The sequence below is a fragment of the Arthrobacter sp. ok909 genome, assembly GCF_900104405.1.
Taxonomy (GTDB): domain Bacteria; phylum Actinomycetota; class Actinomycetes; order Actinomycetales; family Micrococcaceae; genus Arthrobacter; species Arthrobacter humicola.
The window spans coordinates 18,551-33,782 of record NZ_FNJS01000026.1 but is presented as its reverse complement, the minus strand read 5'-3'; the positions used below and the strand labels follow the sequence as shown (position 1 = coordinate 33,782).

Below are 15,232 nucleotides of genomic sequence, written 5' to 3'. Positions count from 1 at the left end.
ACATGCCTGCTGCCGAATATGACGGTGCGGGCCGGCCTGCCCGCACCGTCTTGATCACCGGCGCCGCCGGCGGACTGGGCCGGGCGTTCGCGCTCGGCTTCGGCCGCCGCGGCTACCGCGTGGCGGTGGCGGACGTGAACCTGGACGGCGCAGAGGAAACGGCCAAGCTGGTCCTGGACACCGGGGCCGAGGCAGCCGCCTTCCACGCCGACGTCACCAGCCTTGACTCCACGGAGGCCCTCGCGAAAAGCTGCGCGGACTTCGGCAACGGAAGCATCGACGTCGTGCTGAACAACGCCGCCGTGTATGCGGGGGTGACCCGCAGCCCGTTCGAGGACATCGATCCGGCCGAGTGGGACCTCGTCATGAACGTGAACCTCAAGGGGCCCTGGCTCGTGACCCGGGCGGCCAGCCCGTACCTGCCCGAGGGCGGCCGCGTCATCAACCTCTCCAGCGCCACGATCTTCAGCGGCTCGGAACAGTGGCTGCACTACGTCGCCTCCAAGGGCGGCGTGGTGGCCCTGACCCGGGTGATGGCCAAGGAACTGGGCCGGCGGGGGATCACGGTCAACGCGATCGCCCCCGGCTTCACCCTCACCGAGGCCAGCTACGGGCTGATGGAGAACGCCGAGAACTACGGGGTGGACCGGGGCGCCATCAAGCGGGCCAGCCAGCCGGAGGACATCGTGGGCGCGGCGCTCTTCCTGGCCGGGCCGGACAGCTCCTACTACACGGGCCAGACCATGGTGGTCGACGGCGGCCGCCAGTTCATCTGACTCTGCCCTTTTTGCCAACTTCCCGACTTCAACCCCAAGTTCATCCCCAAGGAGGACCAATGCCAACGGTTCATTTCACCGACGCCGAGGGCGCCGTCCGCGACGTCCAGGGCAACGCCGGCGACTCCGTCATGGAGACAGCGGTGCGCAACGGCGTCCCCGGCATCGTCGCCGAATGCGGCGGCTCTCTGTCCTGCGCCACCTGCCACGTCTTCGTCCGCGAGGACTGCCTCTCACAGCTCCCGGCGATGGAGGACATGGAGGATGAGATGCTCTACGGCACCGCCGTGGACCGCGAGGACAACTCGCGGCTGTCCTGCCAGCTCCGCCTCACCGACGAGCTCGAACTGTTCGTCACCACCCCGGAAACCCAGGTATAGCCGTGGGCACCAACGCGGTTGAACAGGCCGCCCCCGCGGCGGCAGCCGAGGACGCAACGCCGTCGGGCACCCCGGCCCGCACCGGGCTGCTCATCATCGGGGCGAGCCAGTCCGGCGTCCAGCTCGCGGTATCGCTGCGGGCCCTCGGCTTCGACGAGCACATCACCCTGCTCGGCGACGAGGACCACCGCCCCTACCAGCGCCCGGCCCTGTCCAAGGAGTTCCTGCAGGGCACGGTGGAGAGCGAATCGCTGATCTTCCGGTCCAACGAATACTGGGCCGAACACAACGTGGACCTGGTCAAGGGCGAATACATCGTCAAGATCGACAGGGAAGCGGACGGCTCCGGCGTCGCGCATTCCTCCTCCGGCAGGCAGTTCCCCTTCAAACGACTGGCCCTCACCGTGGGCGCCCGGGCCCGGAAGCTGGAAATCGAGGGCGGGGACCTCGACGGCGTGCTGTACCTGCGCAACGCTGACGACGCCCTGGCCCTCAAGGCCCGGGTAGGGGACGCTCAGGACGTCGTGGTGATCGGTGGCGGTTTCATCGGCCTCGAAGCCGCATCCAGCCTGCAGAAGATGGGCAAGAACGTCACCGTGCTCGAATTCGGCCCGCGACTGGTGGGCCGCGCCGTCGGTGAGGAAACCGCCGAGTACTTCCTGCAGGCACACCGCGCCCGCGGCCTGGACATCCGGCTCGCCACGAGCGCCAAACGCTTCACGGCGAACGACGCGCCAGCGGACGGTCACGGGGCGGTGGCCGGCGTCGAACTCCAGGACGGTACCGTGTTGCCCGCACAGATCGTGCTGATCGGGATCGGCGTCATCCCCAACACTCAGCTGGCCGAACAGCTCGGACTGGCCGTGGACAACGGGATCGTCGTGGACCGCTTCGCGCTTGCCTCGGACGGCACCACGGTGGCGATCGGCGACTGCGCCAACATGCCCAACCCGGTGCCCGGCTCGGCGCCGGGGGAGCGGATCCGGCTGGAAAGCGTCAACAATGCGATCGAGCACGCCAAGGTGGCGGCCTACTCGCTCACCGGCCGGCGCGAGGAATACGCCGGCATCCCGTGGTTCTGGTCCAATCAGGCCGACCTCAAACTCCAGATCGCCGGCCTCTGCAACGGCTACGACCAGACCGTGTTGCGGCGGGACGAGGCGCGCGGGAAATTCAGCGTCCTCTACTACCGCCAGGGCCGGATCATCGCCGCGGACTGCGTCAATGCGCCGCTGGACTTCATGGCCGTCAAGAACGCCCTGGCCAAGGGCCAGAACATCCCCGCCGAGGCTGCCGCCGATCCGGCCACACCCCTCAAGACGATCACGACGGACAGCTAGCCGTGCGGCTGGCCGCCCCCGAAGGAGCATTATGACCACCCCCAAGACTCCGGTTGCCGACGCCGGCGGCGCAGCCGGGACTCCTGCCGCCGCCGCCGCCCACCGGGCCGATGTCAATCCCGCGGCCGCGGACTTTGCCGCCGCCTACCCGGTCCGGCCCGTCCCGGCGCCGGGACCGGTGGACACCGCCCCGATCGCCACGACGCCGGCCGCGCTGGAGGAACTCGACCCGCTGTGGCGTGCCGTGGTGCACGAGACCCGCACCCGCGGCAACGACATCCACCTGCCGATCTCCCTCGCCTTCGCCGAGCGGCTCTGCCGGGCCTACCCCGACGCCGACGCCGAGCTCGTCCGCGTGGCCACGCTGCTGCACGACACCGGCTGGGCCCACGTGGACGAATCGCGGATCATCTCCGAAGGCTTCGCCGGCGACTGGCGCAAGGCCGCGATCCGCTATGAACACGAAAAACAAGGCTGCGACGTCGCCCGCCGCGTGCTCCCGGGCCTGGGCTACTCCGCTGAGTTCGTGGAGCGGGTCTGCGACATCATCGACGGCCACGACACCCGCCCCGCGGCCCACTCGCTGGAGGACGCGCTGATGCGCGACGCCGACAGGCTGTGGCGCTTCGACCACGCCGGGATCGCCCTGGCCTCCTCCTGGTTCGGGATGGACCCGGCCACCTATACGGACAGGCTGGCCACGGAAATCGTGCCCGAACTCATTACCCAGGCGGCGCACGACATGGCCGCCGCGGACCTGGCCCGCTCCACCGCCCTGCTCAAGACGGCGGTGATCCGATGACTGCGGCTACCCACGACGCTCCCGCACTGGCCGCACGCGCTGCACTGACCCTGCCGCACACCCACGTGGACAGCATCTTCATCGACGGGGCCTGGACGCCGGCCCGGGGCACCGGCCGCAACCCGGTCACCGACCCGGCCACCGGCGAAGTCTGGGGCTCCGTCCCGGACGGCACTCCGGAGGACGTGGACGCCGCCGTCGGCTCCGCCCAATGCGCCTTCCAGGGCGAGTGGCCGCGGCTCGCACCCTCCGAGCGGGCCGCCTATCTGGTGCGCATCGCCGAGGAAGTGGAGAAACGCGCCGACGAGCTTTCGCTCACCAACACCCGGGAGAACGGCTCGCCCGTCTCCGAATCCTCCGGCGCGGCAGCGAACGCCGCGGGCATCTTCCGGTACTTCGCGACCCTCGCCGGCTATCTCGAGCGTGATGACGTGCGCACCTTCCCGCGCGGCGGCGGCGAATCCGTGGTCCGGCGCGATCCCATCGGCGTGTGCGCGCTGATCGCGCCCTGGAACTTCCCCATCAACCTCGTGGTCATCAAGCTGGCCCCCGCGCTGCTGGCCGGCTGCACCGTGGTGATCAAACCGGCGTCGCCCACCCCGTTGTCCCTCCGGGTGATCATCGACGCCGTGGCCGCCGCCGGAGTTCCTGCCGGCGTGGTCAACCTCGTCACCGGCTCCGGCCGGCTGGGCGACGCGCTGGTCAAACACCCTGGCGTGGACAAGGTGGCCTTCACGGGCTCCACGCCAGTGGGCCGGAAGATCGCCGCCGCCTGCGGGGAGCTTCTGCGTCCCGTCACCCTGGAACTCGGGGGGAAGTCGAGCGCGGTTGTGATGCCGGACGCGGATCTGGACGCCATGTCCAAGGTCCTGATCCGCTCCTCCATGCGCAACACCGGGCAGACCTGCTATATCTCCACCCGCATCCTGGCCCCGGCCAGCCGGTACGAGGATGTGGTGGACATGGTCACCACCACGATCGCCGCCGGCAAGCAGGGGGATCCGCTGGATCCCGAGACCGTGTTCGGGCCGTGCGCCACGGAATCGCAGTACCGGACCGTGCTGGAGTACGTGGAGTCGGGGCTGGCCGAGGGCGCCCGGGCCACCACCGGAGGCCGGGCGGCGACCCTCGGCGGCGGCCTCGAAGGCGGGTATTTCGTGGAGCCCACCGTGTTCGCCGACGTCACGCCGGACATGCGGATCTCCCGCGAGGAGATCTTCGGCCCGGTGATCTGCATCCTGAAGTACGACGACGCCGACGGCAGTGTCGATGAGGCGGTTGAGCTGGCGAACAACACCGAGTTCGGCCTGGGCGGGCTGGTGTTCGGGACGGATCCGGAGGCTGCGCTGGCCGTCGCGGACCGGATGGACACAGGATCGGTGGGCATCAACTTCTTCGCCTCCAACCATGCCGCACCCTTCGGCGGACGGCACGACTCCGGTCTCGGCACCGAGTACGGCATCGAGGGCTTGAACGCCTACCTGAGCTACAAGTCGATCCACCGGAAGGTCTGACGCCCGGGCCCACGGGGGGGCGTCTGCCGGGGCCAGAGGAGCCTCGATCCACGGGACATGCCCTCCCCTGACGCCCAGCGATGGACATAAGCCCACTATGTCCATTGCTCAGGCGCAGCGCGGGACATGTCCATTATTGAGACGCAGATCGGGACATGTGCCATCGGGTCCGCGGGACATGTGCACTGCTCAGGCGCAGCGCAGGCATTTGGCAACGTGTCCGCGGGACATGTCCATTGCTGGTCGACGGCAAGGGGCATGTCCCACTCGGGCCGGGCCGTGGTGCCGGTGTTGGCGGCAGTACTCAGCCGAACTCGTTGATGAAATCCAGTGCTGTTTGGGCGACTTCCCGCCAGCCGTGGTCGATGGTGAGAGAGTGGCCGCGGTCGGGTATCTCCGTGATTGCCGTGTGCGCCGGATTTCTCTTTTGCCGCTTGTAGGACGCATTGGCCATGGTCCACGGCACTGAGTGGTCCTTTTCCCCGGAGATGATCAGCAGCGGGCCCCGAGCCGGATTCTTTGTGTCCACTTTGGCCTCGGTGAACGGGTTGAGGTTTGCCGCTGCGGCCTGGAAAAGAGGCACGCCCGAAGCGGGGACGTGAAAGGTGTCGAACATCTGGCGGGCTTCGACCTCGTCCAGGGCGTTGGCCCAGCCGAAACGGAATTCTTCAAAGGTCAAGGACACCGCACGCCTGGCGTTAGCGGGGTTCGCGATGACAGGCGCTGCCGACTTGAGAGCGGAGGCTGGCAGCGGCAGGACTCCGCGGAACGGTGCGGGGTCGATGGCCACTGTGACAGCGGAGGCTCCAGTCCCGGCGATCCTCTGGGCGATGAGTCCGCCGAAGGAATGCCCCACCACGGCAGGCTTGACAGTGAGCCGGCCAATCGCCTCGAGGTAGTGGTCCGTGACTTCCTTGACCATCTTCTTGGCGAAAACATCAGGGTCGCGTCGGGCCTCCTCGACGCTTTCGGGGTCATCCGGCCACGTGGGGGCGAGCGTGATGTAGCCGTTCTCCTCGTACAGTTCCCGCCACCGGTCCCAACTGCTGGACAGGAGCCACAGGCCGTGGACGAAGACGACGGGTTTGAGGCCGGACGCGTTCGCCCGGTCCACCTGCTGCTGCTCGGGATTGGTGATTTCAGCCATGGCGTTCATCCGTTCGCGTGTGCATCGCGGGCAGTTGTCGGGGGATGCGGGCGTCCTCCCGCAGGCACGAGTATGCCTGCGGGCCCCGGCGATGACAATGCCCCGTTTCCGACACTGGCACTGCCCGGAGGCCATGTGACCACCGGGCGTGCTCATCGCTGGTCTGCAGAAAGGATCATGTCCGCCGCGCCCGCCGGCCTGCCCACGGGACATGCCCTCCCCTGATGCCCGGGGATGGACATAAACCCACTGTGTCCATTGCTCAGGCCTGGCGCGGGGCATGTCCCGACTTGGCCGCGGGACATGTCCGTTCCGGGCGCGCGGCGAGGAACCTGCGCATTGCTTGGCAAAGCAGGAAGCCTGGGCAGCGCCGGAGGGCATGTCCCCTTTAGGTGGGCGCCAGGGCGGCCCCGGCCATGCACCGTTGCGGTCCGCCACGCGCACCGGGCTGCATAGCCTTGGCGCACGAGGGCCGGGCCTAGAATGGTCACGATGATGCCAGGACATATAGCCGCCGCTGCTGATGGGAAGAACGTGCTGAGCGTCAGCGCGGGCATCATCACATCGGTCTGGTTGCCCGGCTCCATTGTTGACGTCCACGACGCCAGGGACGCCATGCGGGCCGTCGAGCAGATCAGCGGGGGAATCCCGATGCCGATGCTCTCTGAGATGACCGACGTGGAGATCAGCGCGGCGGCCAGGTACGAGTTCGCACAGACTACGGGTGTTGTGGCGATTGCGGTGCTCGGATCCAGCACCGTGGACCGGGTAGTCGCGGCGGCAATGAGCCGGCACACCCGGTATCCCCACGAGTTCTTCACGTCCCGGGACGACGCCATGGCCTGGCTGAACAACTTCACCGCCACCGTCAGCCCGCCCGACGGATACACGGACGGCATTTCGGCCCTGACGTGACAGCCGCGGCGGGGCGTGGTCAGCGTTCGTCAGCAGCGTCCGGGCCGCTAAGCCTTGTCCGCACCTACACCTTGTCCACAGCGGCGGCCTCGGCTTCCTTGACCCGCCGGTTGGTCGAGGCCCAGTTGCCCAGGAGCCGCAACGCGTCCTCCGACGCCGAGCCCGGCTCGGCCGTGTAGATCAGCAGGGACAGCCCGGCGTCGGCCGAGACATCCATCGCCTCATACATCAGGTGAAGGTCCCCGACCACCGGGTGGTGGAGGTGCTTGAGCCCGGTGTAGTGCTGGCGCACATTGTGCGCGGCCCACAGGGTACGGAATTCCTCGCTTCTGGTCGAGAGTTCCCCGACGAGGTCAGTCAGCCCGCGGTCATAGGGGTCCCGGCCGGCCTCGGTTCGCAGGATAGCCACGGTGTCATTCGCCGCACGCTCCCAGTCCGGATAGAAGGTGCGCGAGCGGGACTCCAGGAAGATGAACCGGGCATGGTTGGCTGGGCGGGCGCTAGCCGCATACATGTCCGAATACAGGGGTAGCCCAGCGGATTGGCCGCGAGGATGTCCATGCGCCCGTTCCGCACAAAGGCCGGCGCGCTGGTGATGGCGTTCAGCGACAGCTGAACACTCCGCCGCACCGACTCCGCAGGCCGGGGGCGACGGCGGCTCCGGCTGCCCGGGGCCGCTGCCCGGGCCAGATCGAAGAGGTGGGCCCGTTCGGCGTCGTCGAGCTGCAGAGCCCTGGCCACGGCTTCCAACACGCCCTCCGACACTCCGGACAGATTTCCCCGCTCCAAACGGGTGTAATACTCGACGCTGACGCCGGCCAGCATGGCGACTTCCCCGCGGCGCAGCCCGGGCACCCGGCGTTTGGCGCCGTAGACCGGCAGCCCCGACTGCTCGGGCGTGATCTTCGCCCGGCGCGAGGCAAGGAACTCGCGTACCGCGTCTCGATTATCCATGCCATCAAGGTTAGGTGCTACGGCCTCCTAAGGGAGACCCTGCCAGTACCCCTATCAGCAGGGACTCCCTTAGCGTCGCGATGCACGGTTTGATGGATGGTGTTCCGTTGAACAACCCCCAGCGACGGAACAACCCCCAAAGACCAACAAGCAGGAGATTCATTGCTCACCGTCAACGCTTACGCATCCCCGTCCGCGACCGAGCCGCTCGTCCCCACCACAATCGAGCGCCGCGATGTGGGCCCGCATGATGTCTTGATCGAGATCAAGTTCGCCGGGATCTGCCATTCGGACATCCACACCGTCCGCGGCGACTGGGGACCCCAGTCCTACCCGCTGGTCCCGGGCCACGAAATTGCCGGAATTGTCACCGAGATCGGCTCCGCCGTCACCAAGCACGCTGTCGGAGACCGGGTCGGCGTCGGCTGCATGGTCAATTCCTGCGGCGAGTGCGTCAACTGCCAGGCCGGCGAGGAGCAGTACTGCCTGTCCGGCAACACCGGCACCTACGGCGCCGTCGACCGTGACGGCACCGTCACCCAGGGCGGCTATTCCACCCACGTGGTGGTGACCGAGGACTTCGTGGTCACCATCCCCGAGGGCATCGAGCTCGACGTCGCCGCGCCGCTTCTGTGCGCCGGCATCACCACCTACTCGCCGCTGCACCACTGGGGCGCCGGCCCCGGTAAGAAGGTCGCGGTCGTCGGCCTGGGCGGGCTTGGCCACATGGCCGTCAAGATCGCCCACGCCATGGGCGCCGAGGTTACGGTCCTGTCCCAGTCGCTGAAGAAGCAGGAAGACGGGTTGCGCCTGGGCGCCGACCACTACTACGCCACGAGCGACGAGAACACCTTCACCGAGCTCGCCGGCAGCTTCGACCTGATCATCAACACGGTCAGCGCCTCGATCGACATCAGCTCCTACCTGCAGCTGCTGGCCCTCGACGGCGCCCTGGTCAACGTCGGCGCCCCCGCCGAGCCGCTCCCGGTGAACGCATTCGCCCTCATCGGCGGCCGCCGTTCCTTCGCCGGCTCGATGATCGGCGGCATCCGTGAAACCCAGGAGATGCTCAACTTCTGCGCCGAGCACGGCCTGGGTGCCGAGATCGAGGTGATCCCGGCCGGCAAGATCAACGACGCCTACGAGCGTGTCCTCGCCTCGGACGTCCGCTACCGCTTCGTGATCGATACCGCCACCCTGAACTAGAGGAAGCGCCAGTGGAAATCCAAGCCAAGAAGCCGAGCGTCAAGGGTCCGGGGCACATGTTCACCGGCGACGTCTGGTTTGACGTCGTCGCGGCCCCGCAGCCCGAGCCGTCCCGCATGCGCGTCAACGCGGTGCACTTTGCCCCGTGCGCCCGCACGGCCTGGCACTCGCACGCCGTCGGGCAGACCTTGCACGTCACCGAAGGCGTCGGCCTGGTCCAGGCCCGCGGCGGCGAAGTGACCGTGATACGGCCCGGCGACACCATCTACACCCCGCCGGGCGAATGGCACTGGCACGGCGCCGCTCCGGATCATTTCATGACGCACCTTGCCATGTGGGAAGGCGTCGGTCCCGACAGCGACCAGCCGGAGTCCGAATGGGGCGACCTCGTCACCGACGAGGACTACAACAGCGCCACGTAACACCCAGCTCCAAACACCTGCGCTGCCGTTGCGGGGTCCGGCCACGCACCCGGGGAGGGGCCCCGCAACTGTACGCCCAATCATCGGTGGTATTGAGCCGGTGGTCTTGAGTAAATAGTCTTGACGCGGAGGACGTGACGCGGATGGTCCCGGCCGGGATCCGGCTAAGATCCCGGGGTGGCCGGGACCATCCAGAAACCTGCCACTTCGCCGGCCCCGGGCCCGGTCGTGCGCCGATAGGCCTGGGCGTAGACCGGCCCCGCGGCAAGGTCCACCTGTGCCTGCGTCGCCTTTCCGCAGTCGAGAGCCAGCTCGAGCTTCCCGCCGTCCCGGAGGCCGTCCTGGGTAATGGAAATGTCGCCGGCGGGCGCGCCGACGCAGGCGGCCGTCACCGTGTACGTCCCCTTCGGCAAAGCCTTGACCGACTTGCGCACCCCGGCGCCGCCGAGCCCGCCGACGCCTTCCAGGACGATCCCGTCCGGCCGGGCGCCGAGGACGGCCCCGAGGTCGTGCAGGTTGCGGGTCACCGCCATGGCAAGTTCCGGACCCACCGGGGACGGCGGCGGTGGCGCCGCACGGCGCGTCCTGATGGGCGTCGCAGTCGGATCTCCCACGTCGTCCGAGTACTCACACCCCGCCAGAGCCGTTGCCGCGCCGGCCACAGCCAACAGCAGCGCCACGCCCCGCATCCAATGTCTTCCCCCGCCGCGCAGCTTGCCCGGTGACCCGCTCAGTGACATGCCCCGAGCCTACTGGAGCTGGGGCCGGCAACGCCGCGGGCGAGTCCCGGGGGCGGGGGCCGCGGTGCTGATCTACTGCCCCGGCGGCCGGTACGACGGCGTCTTGCTGGCTGCTGCGTCGAGATCCTCCAGCGTCATGAGCGGCTTGAGGGTCAGGCTCACGGCACCGGTGGAATTGATCATGAGCGACAGGGCAGCGGCGCTGGCTTGATCGGGGATGTCGAAGACCCCGAGGACGTCGGTGTCCCCGAAGGCGTAGTAGAAGCATTCGAGGGTGCCGCCCACCGACTTGAGGGCTTCGACCACCGCATCACGCCGCTTCGTGCCGCCTTCACGCATGAGGCCCTTGATGCCGTCGCCAACGTAGTTTGCTTCGAACAGATATTTGCTCATGGTTTTCCCTATCCTGTGATGCCCAGGATCTTGGCCTCCGCAGGTGCGCCCGCTACCCGACGATGGATGGTCCGAGGCTGGCCCCAGAGCGGGGCTCTGCCCACATGCTAGGCCTTCCGCCCCCACCCACACAACGGTTCGTTGACGGACGGCAGCGGCGCCTCGGGCAATCCGGCCCTACCGCCGTGCAGGGGACAGGAACATAATCGCCGTATCAACCCTGTAGGAGCATGGAGGTGGTCGACGTGTCTGTTTACACGATCGGAATTTGGCTGGTGCATCCCGGCCGCGAGAATGATTTTGTGCAGGCCTGGCGGGATCTGGCCCGGAAAACCAAGGAAGATTTTCCCAACACCAAAGCCGTGCTGCTGCACGACCGTGACGTCAAGAACCGGTTCATCAGCACCGGCCCCTGGGATTCCTTGGAACAGATTGAGCAGTGGCGGGATTCTGCCCTGTTCAAGCAGAGCATCGAGGCAATGAAGGACATGCTGGAACATTTCGAGGCGCGCACCCTGGACGAGGCGGCCAGCATCGGCTGGGATGCCACCGACATGTAACTTCTCCCGTACGGAGGCCGGCACGTACGAAGGCCGGCTGGCGGGCGCCGGGTGGCCGCGCAGCGACGCCCGTTCCGGCGGACTAATCTGACTGCAGCGCCTCAAACACGGCGGCCAGCAGGACATCGTTCCTGCCCCAGAAGGGGTCGAAAATCTCCACGTACCAGGCATCCGCCAGGACGAGGGCCAGGGTCTCGTTGGTCTCGGCCGCCCAGTCCCTGAGCTGGTCTTCGCCCACCGGTTCTTCGCTGCTACCGAGCACGGTCACGACGGCGTCGTCTTGCACGGTCACGGGGATGGAGGCGGTGCTGGCCTCCCCGGGGGCGTGGACGACCGTCACCAGTTCGGTCCGGGTGGACAACGCCAGCAAAGCCGATGCCGTCTCGGGGTTGCAGAACGCCGTCACGTAGGCCCGCTGGGCGAGGCCTTCGACCTCCACGCCCGGCTGTGATTCCTTGGTGAAGAGCCCGTTCCGGTTGAGGCGGGCGAGCTCGCCGGCGATGGCCGTGGTCTCGTCGTCGAACCCGGGCGAGAAGACCCCCGGCTGGTACTGGCTGTTGCCCTCGAGCCAGCGGGCGGTCAGTTCGCCGGCGGCCGCGATTGTGGTGGCCTGCCGCCACACTTCACGATCAGCGAGGAGCCGGCCGAAGCTGTCCCGTTCGGTCGTAAACCTGTCCTCTGACATTCAGGCCTCCCCTGTCGCGGATTGGGCTGTGAATTGGGGCGCGGGCTGCTCTGCGGGATAAGTTTCGGGCTGAATCGCGGCTTGTCCCTGCGGGGCGTGGTGCTGCAGCAGGAGGGACAGCCGTTCGCAGCTGACCCGGAGAGCCTCGAGTTCGCGCCGGCCGTAGTCCTCGATAATCCCGTTGATCCGCTCGGCGAGGTGCTCGTCGTCGACCTCGAACGCGTGGTTGAGCGTGACCACCGTGAGCCCGTCCGCCTGCCGGATCTCCCAGTCGCCGCTGAGCCGCTGGAGCGGTGCTTCCAGATTCAGTTGCTGGAACTCCGCGCGGTGGCGGGCGGCATTAAAGACGCGCCAGCAGTGGCTTGAACTGAGCGAGCCGTTGGACACCACCGATGTGCGGAGCTCGTGCGTGGTGTCGTCGCCCCTGACGCGCTCCGAATAGACCGTCAGGCCGTCCAGGTACGGCCAGTGCGAGGCGTCCCGCAGCATGCTGAAGACCAGGTCCGCCGGGGCGTTGATGCTGAGCCGGTGCGTGGTCCGGTGCGCGGCCCGGTGCGCAATGCGCGGCGTGCTCACTGACAAGTTCACCCCTCCTGTGTCGTGCTGTTTTTCTGCCGGTCTTCTATGCAGGCTAGGCCAGTTGTGCCCCGCCGTGAACAATTCCGTCCCGCCGCGTCACGAAGTGCAATGTGCGGTAACACTGGGCCGTTCCAGGCCCCGCCAGCGGACTCCGGATGAACGGCTGTTACCGACTGTATCCCCGGGTTTCAGCCGGTTTCACGGCGCTTTGACCGGCTTTCGTGGGCCCCGGATAGTTGCTGGCACCAGCACCACCGACAACTACTCTCAAGGGGAGAACATGTCCAGTCTTGCATTCAAATCGGGTGTCATCGTCGCTCTGGCGGCCAGCACCCTCCTGGGTCTCGCGGCCTGCTCCGATCCCGGTGCCGCAGCTGCCAGCGGCACCACGACGGCGCCGTCGTCCTCCTCCGGTGTCAAGCAGTTCAATCTCTCGCCGCAGCAGGACCGCATCAAGGTCACAGTGGACGCCGCGGCAGCCAAGCTTGTCCCGGACGCCATCAAGAAGGACGGGAAGCTGACCGTGGCCGTGAGCCCGTTCGCGGCGCCGCTGGCCGTCTACGCGACCGACAACAAGACGCCGGTGGGCAACGAGGTGGACATCGCCGTCGCACTGGCCGAGTCCCTGGGCCTGGAGGCGGACATCGTTCCGACCGCGTGGGCCGACTGGCCGCTCGGCGTCGAATCCGGCAAGTACGAGGCCGTGCTCTCCAACGTCACGGTCACGGAGGAGCGCAAGCTCAAGTTCGACTTCGCCAGCTACCGCGAGGACAAACTGGGCTTCTACGCCAAGGCGGACAGTGGCATCACCAAGGTCGAGTCGGCACCGGATGTCGCGGGTAAACGCGTCATCGTCGGCTCCGGCACCAACCAGGAAGCGATCCTGCTGCGCTGGGACGAGGAGAACAAGAAGAACGGCCTCAAGCCCGTGGACTTCCAGTATTACGACGACGACTCCGCCTCCCAGCTGGCACTCCAGTCCGGCCGCGCGGACCTTACCTTCGGTCCCAACGCCACGGCAGCCTACAAGGCAGCCACGGACGCCAAGACCAAGCTCGTGGGGCTCGTGGACGGCGGCTGGCCGCTGAAGGCGAGCATCGCCGTTACCACCAAGAAGGACAACGGCTTCGCCGCCGCGGCCCAGGCCGGACTGAACCACCTGATCCAGGACGGCAGCTACGCCAAGATCCTGGACCGCTGGGGGCTCTCCGCCGAGGCCGTCACGACGTCGGAGCTGAACCCGGCGGGCCTGCCGAAGAAGTAGGCCGCTCCAAGCATCGATTGCTCCGTAACCGCCCTTCTGGGGGCTGAAAACGGCGGCTACGGAGCAATCGGTGGTGACAAGTAATCCCCGCCGGGAACGTCTCCGGCGGGGATTACTTGTCACTGCCTGATGGTTGGGACGCGGGTTTAGGCCGTGACCGGGCTGGCCCCGACGCCGGCGTCCGTGCGGACCGGCGTGGCCAGGCCCAGGTTCTCCCGCAGCGTGCCGCCCGCGTACTGCGTCGGGTACACCCCGCGCTCCTGCAGTTCCGGGACGAGGTGGTTGACGATGTCATCGAGTCCGGTGGGGATGAGCCACGGGGAGATGTTGAAGCCGTCGACGGCGCCGGTCCGGGCGTACTGGGCCAGCCGGTCCGCCACCTCGGTGTAGGAACCGGTGAAGGTGGAGTCGCCCCGGCTGGTTTTGGCCGAGACGAACTGGCGGATGGACAGGCCCTTCTCCTTGGCCTCGGCCCGCCACTGGTCCGCGAGCTGGCGGGCCTTGGCGCCGTGGAAGCCGCTGCCGCGGGTTTCGGAGGTTTCCTCCACCACGGGGTCGATCTCCGGCAGCGGGCCGTCGGGGTCGTAGCCTTGCAGCTCCCGGCCCCAGAACTGCTCGAGGTAGGCGATGGCCTGCTGCGGGCCGATCTGCAGGCTGCGGACCCAAGCCTTCTTCTCGAGGGCTTCCTGCGGCGTGGCGGCGAGAATGAACTCGCTGGCGGGCATGATCTTTACGTCATTGGCGCCCCGACCGGCCCGGAGTGTGCGTTCCACGATGTCGCGACGGAAGGCCAGGGCGTCCTCGAGCTGCGGGTGCGCGGAGAAGATGACGTCCGCCTGGCGGGCGGCGAAGTCCCGGCCCTCCGGGGAATCCCCGGCCTGGAACAGCACCGGCCGGTATTGGGCGCCGCGCGGCAGCCGCGGGGTAACGTCCACGGAGTAGTGCCGGTCGTTGTGGTGGACGCGCCGGACCGCGCCCTCCGCCGACCATCGGGCCGCGGAAGCCGAGGCCGCGATGGCGGCGTCGTCCCACGCGTCCCAGATCCGTTTGGCGGTTTCGACGAAGGCCTCGGCGTGCGTGTACCGGTCCGCGTGGTCCAGATAGCCGCCGCGCCGGAAGTTGGCGCCGGTCCAGGCATTGTCCGTGGTCACGATGTTCCAGGCCGCGCGGCCGCCGGAGAGCAGGTCCAGTGTGGAGAGCCGGTGTGCCAGGTCTGCGGGGTCGTTGTACGTGGTGTTCTGGGTTGCGACCAGGCCGATGTTTGTGGTCACGGCGGCGAGGGCGGCCAGGGCCGTCTGCGCGTCGGGCCGGCCGGCGACGTCGAGTGCGTGCGGGCGGCCGAGGTGCTCGCGCAGCCGCAGGCCCTCGCCGAGGAAGAATGCCGCGAACAGCCCGCGCTCGGCGGTCTGGGCAATGCGACGGAACGATTCGAAGTCCGTCTGGGAGCCGGATTCGGCCGTTTTCCAGACGGTTCCGGAGTTGACGCCCTGAAAGAAGACGCCCAGCTGGAGCTGCCCGGACGGGGTGAATTCGGTGGCGGTGCTGTGGCTCATGA

The 15,232-nt window shown here is 67.9% G+C and carries 16 protein-coding genes and 1 pseudogene; 10 read left to right on the top strand and 7 right to left on the bottom strand.

Annotated features, from left to right (window positions below; translation table 11 throughout):
* Positions 1-2 precede the first annotated feature (2 nt).
* From BLR03_RS17795 to BLR03_RS17775, 5 genes are read left to right on the top strand one after another with little or no spacing between them, the layout of a single operon-like run.
* Positions 3-776, top strand: coding sequence for an SDR family NAD(P)-dependent oxidoreductase (locus BLR03_RS17795; protein WP_091255243.1), 774 nt, complete (start codon positions 3-5; stop codon positions 774-776).
* Between the two features lie 59 nt (positions 777-835).
* The gene (locus BLR03_RS17790; protein WP_091255241.1) at positions 836-1,156 is read left to right on the top strand and encodes a 2Fe-2S iron-sulfur cluster-binding protein; all 321 of its coding nucleotides are present in this window, start codon (positions 836-838) and stop codon (positions 1,154-1,156) included.
* Positions 1,157-1,158: 2 nt separating this feature from the next.
* Positions 1,159-2,496 (top strand): NAD(P)/FAD-dependent oxidoreductase, encoded by a 1,338-nt coding sequence (locus BLR03_RS17785; RefSeq protein WP_091255240.1) that lies wholly within the window; start codon positions 1,159-1,161, stop codon positions 2,494-2,496.
* Positions 2,497-2,527: 31 nt separating this feature from the next.
* A complete protein-coding gene (locus BLR03_RS17780; RefSeq protein WP_091255238.1) occupies positions 2,528-3,298 on the top strand; it encodes an HD domain-containing protein in 771 nt (256 codons plus the stop codon).
* On the top strand, positions 3,295-4,812 hold the full coding sequence (locus BLR03_RS17775) for an aldehyde dehydrogenase family protein (protein ID WP_091255236.1): 1,518 nt from the start codon (positions 3,295-3,297) through the stop codon (positions 4,810-4,812). Before BLR03_RS17780 ends, BLR03_RS17775 begins: the two co-directional genes overlap by 4 nt.
* A gap of 304 nt (positions 4,813-5,116) precedes the next feature.
* Here BLR03_RS17775 and BLR03_RS17770 read toward each other — a convergent pair whose 3' ends face one another.
* Positions 5,117-5,959: an alpha/beta hydrolase gene (locus BLR03_RS17770; RefSeq protein ID WP_091255233.1), complete on the bottom strand. Its 843-nt coding sequence runs from the start codon at positions 5,957-5,959 to the stop codon at positions 5,117-5,119.
* Positions 5,960-6,451: 492 nt separating this feature from the next.
* Between BLR03_RS17770 and BLR03_RS17765 the strand changes: the two genes are divergently transcribed.
* Positions 6,452-6,874, top strand: coding sequence for a DUF7793 family protein (locus BLR03_RS17765; RefSeq protein WP_175460605.1), 423 nt, complete (start codon positions 6,452-6,454; stop codon positions 6,872-6,874).
* A gap of 64 nt (positions 6,875-6,938) precedes the next feature.
* Here the strand turns inward: BLR03_RS17765 and BLR03_RS17760 are convergent.
* Positions 6,939-7,828 (bottom strand): annotated as a pseudogene (locus tag BLR03_RS17760) (helix-turn-helix transcriptional regulator).
* A gap of 162 nt (positions 7,829-7,990) precedes the next feature.
* Between BLR03_RS17760 and BLR03_RS17755 the strand changes: the two are divergent.
* Both BLR03_RS17755 and BLR03_RS17750 read left to right on the top strand, forming a co-directional pair.
* Positions 7,991-9,034 carry an NAD(P)-dependent alcohol dehydrogenase gene (locus BLR03_RS17755; RefSeq protein WP_091255229.1) on the top strand — a complete coding sequence of 348 codons (1,044 nt, stop codon included), beginning with the start codon at positions 7,991-7,993 and terminating at the stop codon, positions 9,032-9,034.
* Positions 9,035-9,045: 11 nt separating this feature from the next.
* Complete coding sequence (locus tag BLR03_RS17750) at positions 9,046-9,456, top strand: (R)-mandelonitrile lyase (RefSeq protein ID WP_091255227.1); 411 nt, start codon at positions 9,046-9,048, stop codon at positions 9,454-9,456.
* Between the two features lie 164 nt (positions 9,457-9,620).
* On the opposite strand, the gene BLR03_RS24105 is transcribed toward BLR03_RS17750, so the two are convergent.
* Entirely contained in the window at positions 9,621-10,196 is a 576-nt protein-coding gene (locus tag BLR03_RS24105; protein WP_139184589.1) for a hypothetical protein, read from the bottom strand.
* Between the two features lie 72 nt (positions 10,197-10,268).
* Positions 10,269-10,589, bottom strand: coding sequence for a GYD domain-containing protein (locus BLR03_RS17740; RefSeq protein WP_091255222.1), 321 nt, complete (start codon positions 10,587-10,589; stop codon positions 10,269-10,271).
* 230 nt (positions 10,590-10,819) lie between these two features.
* Between BLR03_RS17740 and BLR03_RS17735 the strand changes: the two genes are divergently transcribed.
* Positions 10,820-11,149, top strand: a complete 330-nt coding sequence (locus BLR03_RS17735) for an antibiotic biosynthesis monooxygenase (protein ID WP_091255220.1) — start codon at positions 10,820-10,822, stop codon at positions 11,147-11,149.
* Between the two features lie 82 nt (positions 11,150-11,231).
* Here the strand turns inward: BLR03_RS17735 and BLR03_RS17730 are convergent, their stop codons facing one another.
* Positions 11,232-11,834 (bottom strand): DUF6919 domain-containing protein, encoded by a 603-nt coding sequence (locus tag BLR03_RS17730; RefSeq protein ID WP_091255219.1) that lies wholly within the window; start codon positions 11,832-11,834, stop codon positions 11,232-11,234.
* Entirely contained in the window at positions 11,835-12,410 is a 576-nt protein-coding gene (locus tag BLR03_RS17725; RefSeq protein WP_254788574.1) for an SRPBCC family protein, read from the bottom strand.
* A 283-nt stretch (positions 12,411-12,693) separates the two neighbouring features.
* On the opposite strand from BLR03_RS17725, the gene BLR03_RS17720 reads away from it, so the two are divergent.
* Positions 12,694-13,677 (top strand): ABC transporter substrate-binding protein, encoded by a 984-nt coding sequence (locus BLR03_RS17720; RefSeq protein WP_091255217.1) that lies wholly within the window; start codon positions 12,694-12,696, stop codon positions 13,675-13,677.
* Positions 13,678-13,823: 146 nt separating this feature from the next.
* On the opposite strand, the gene BLR03_RS17715 is transcribed toward BLR03_RS17720, so the two are convergent.
* Positions 13,824-15,230, bottom strand: coding sequence for an NtaA/DmoA family FMN-dependent monooxygenase (locus BLR03_RS17715; protein ID WP_091255215.1), 1,407 nt, complete (start codon positions 15,228-15,230; stop codon positions 13,824-13,826).
* Between the last annotated feature and the right edge of the window lie 2 nt (positions 15,231-15,232).

Coding starts and splice junctions, on each gene's coding strand:
- BLR03_RS17730 (WP_091255219.1), bottom strand. CDS start 11,834: ATGTCAGAGGACAGGTTTACGACCGAACGGGACAGCTTCGGCCGGCTC.
- BLR03_RS17740 (WP_091255222.1), bottom strand. CDS start 10,589: ATGAGCAAATATCTGTTCGAAGCAAACTACGTTGGCGACGGCATCAAG.
- BLR03_RS17735 (WP_091255220.1), top strand. CDS start 10,820: ATGGAGGTGGTCGACGTGTCTGTTTACACGATCGGAATTTGGCTGGTG.
- BLR03_RS24105 (WP_139184589.1), bottom strand. CDS start 10,196: ATGTCACTGAGCGGGTCACCGGGCAAGCTGCGCGGCGGGGGAAGACAT.
- BLR03_RS17720 (WP_091255217.1), top strand. CDS start 12,694: ATGTCCAGTCTTGCATTCAAATCGGGTGTCATCGTCGCTCTGGCGGCC.
- BLR03_RS17765 (WP_175460605.1), top strand. CDS start 6,452: ATGATGCCAGGACATATAGCCGCCGCTGCTGATGGGAAGAACGTGCTG.
- BLR03_RS17770 (WP_091255233.1), bottom strand. CDS start 5,959: ATGGCTGAAATCACCAATCCCGAGCAGCAGCAGGTGGACCGGGCGAAC.
- BLR03_RS17795 (WP_091255243.1), top strand. CDS start 3: ATGCCTGCTGCCGAATATGACGGTGCGGGCCGGCCTGCCCGCACCGTC.
- BLR03_RS17790 (WP_091255241.1), top strand. CDS start 836: ATGCCAACGGTTCATTTCACCGACGCCGAGGGCGCCGTCCGCGACGTC.
- BLR03_RS17715 (WP_091255215.1), bottom strand. CDS start 15,230: ATGAGCCACAGCACCGCCACCGAATTCACCCCGTCCGGGCAGCTCCAG.
- BLR03_RS17780 (WP_091255238.1), top strand. CDS start 2,528: ATGACCACCCCCAAGACTCCGGTTGCCGACGCCGGCGGCGCAGCCGGG.
- BLR03_RS17775 (WP_091255236.1), top strand. CDS start 3,295: ATGACTGCGGCTACCCACGACGCTCCCGCACTGGCCGCACGCGCTGCA.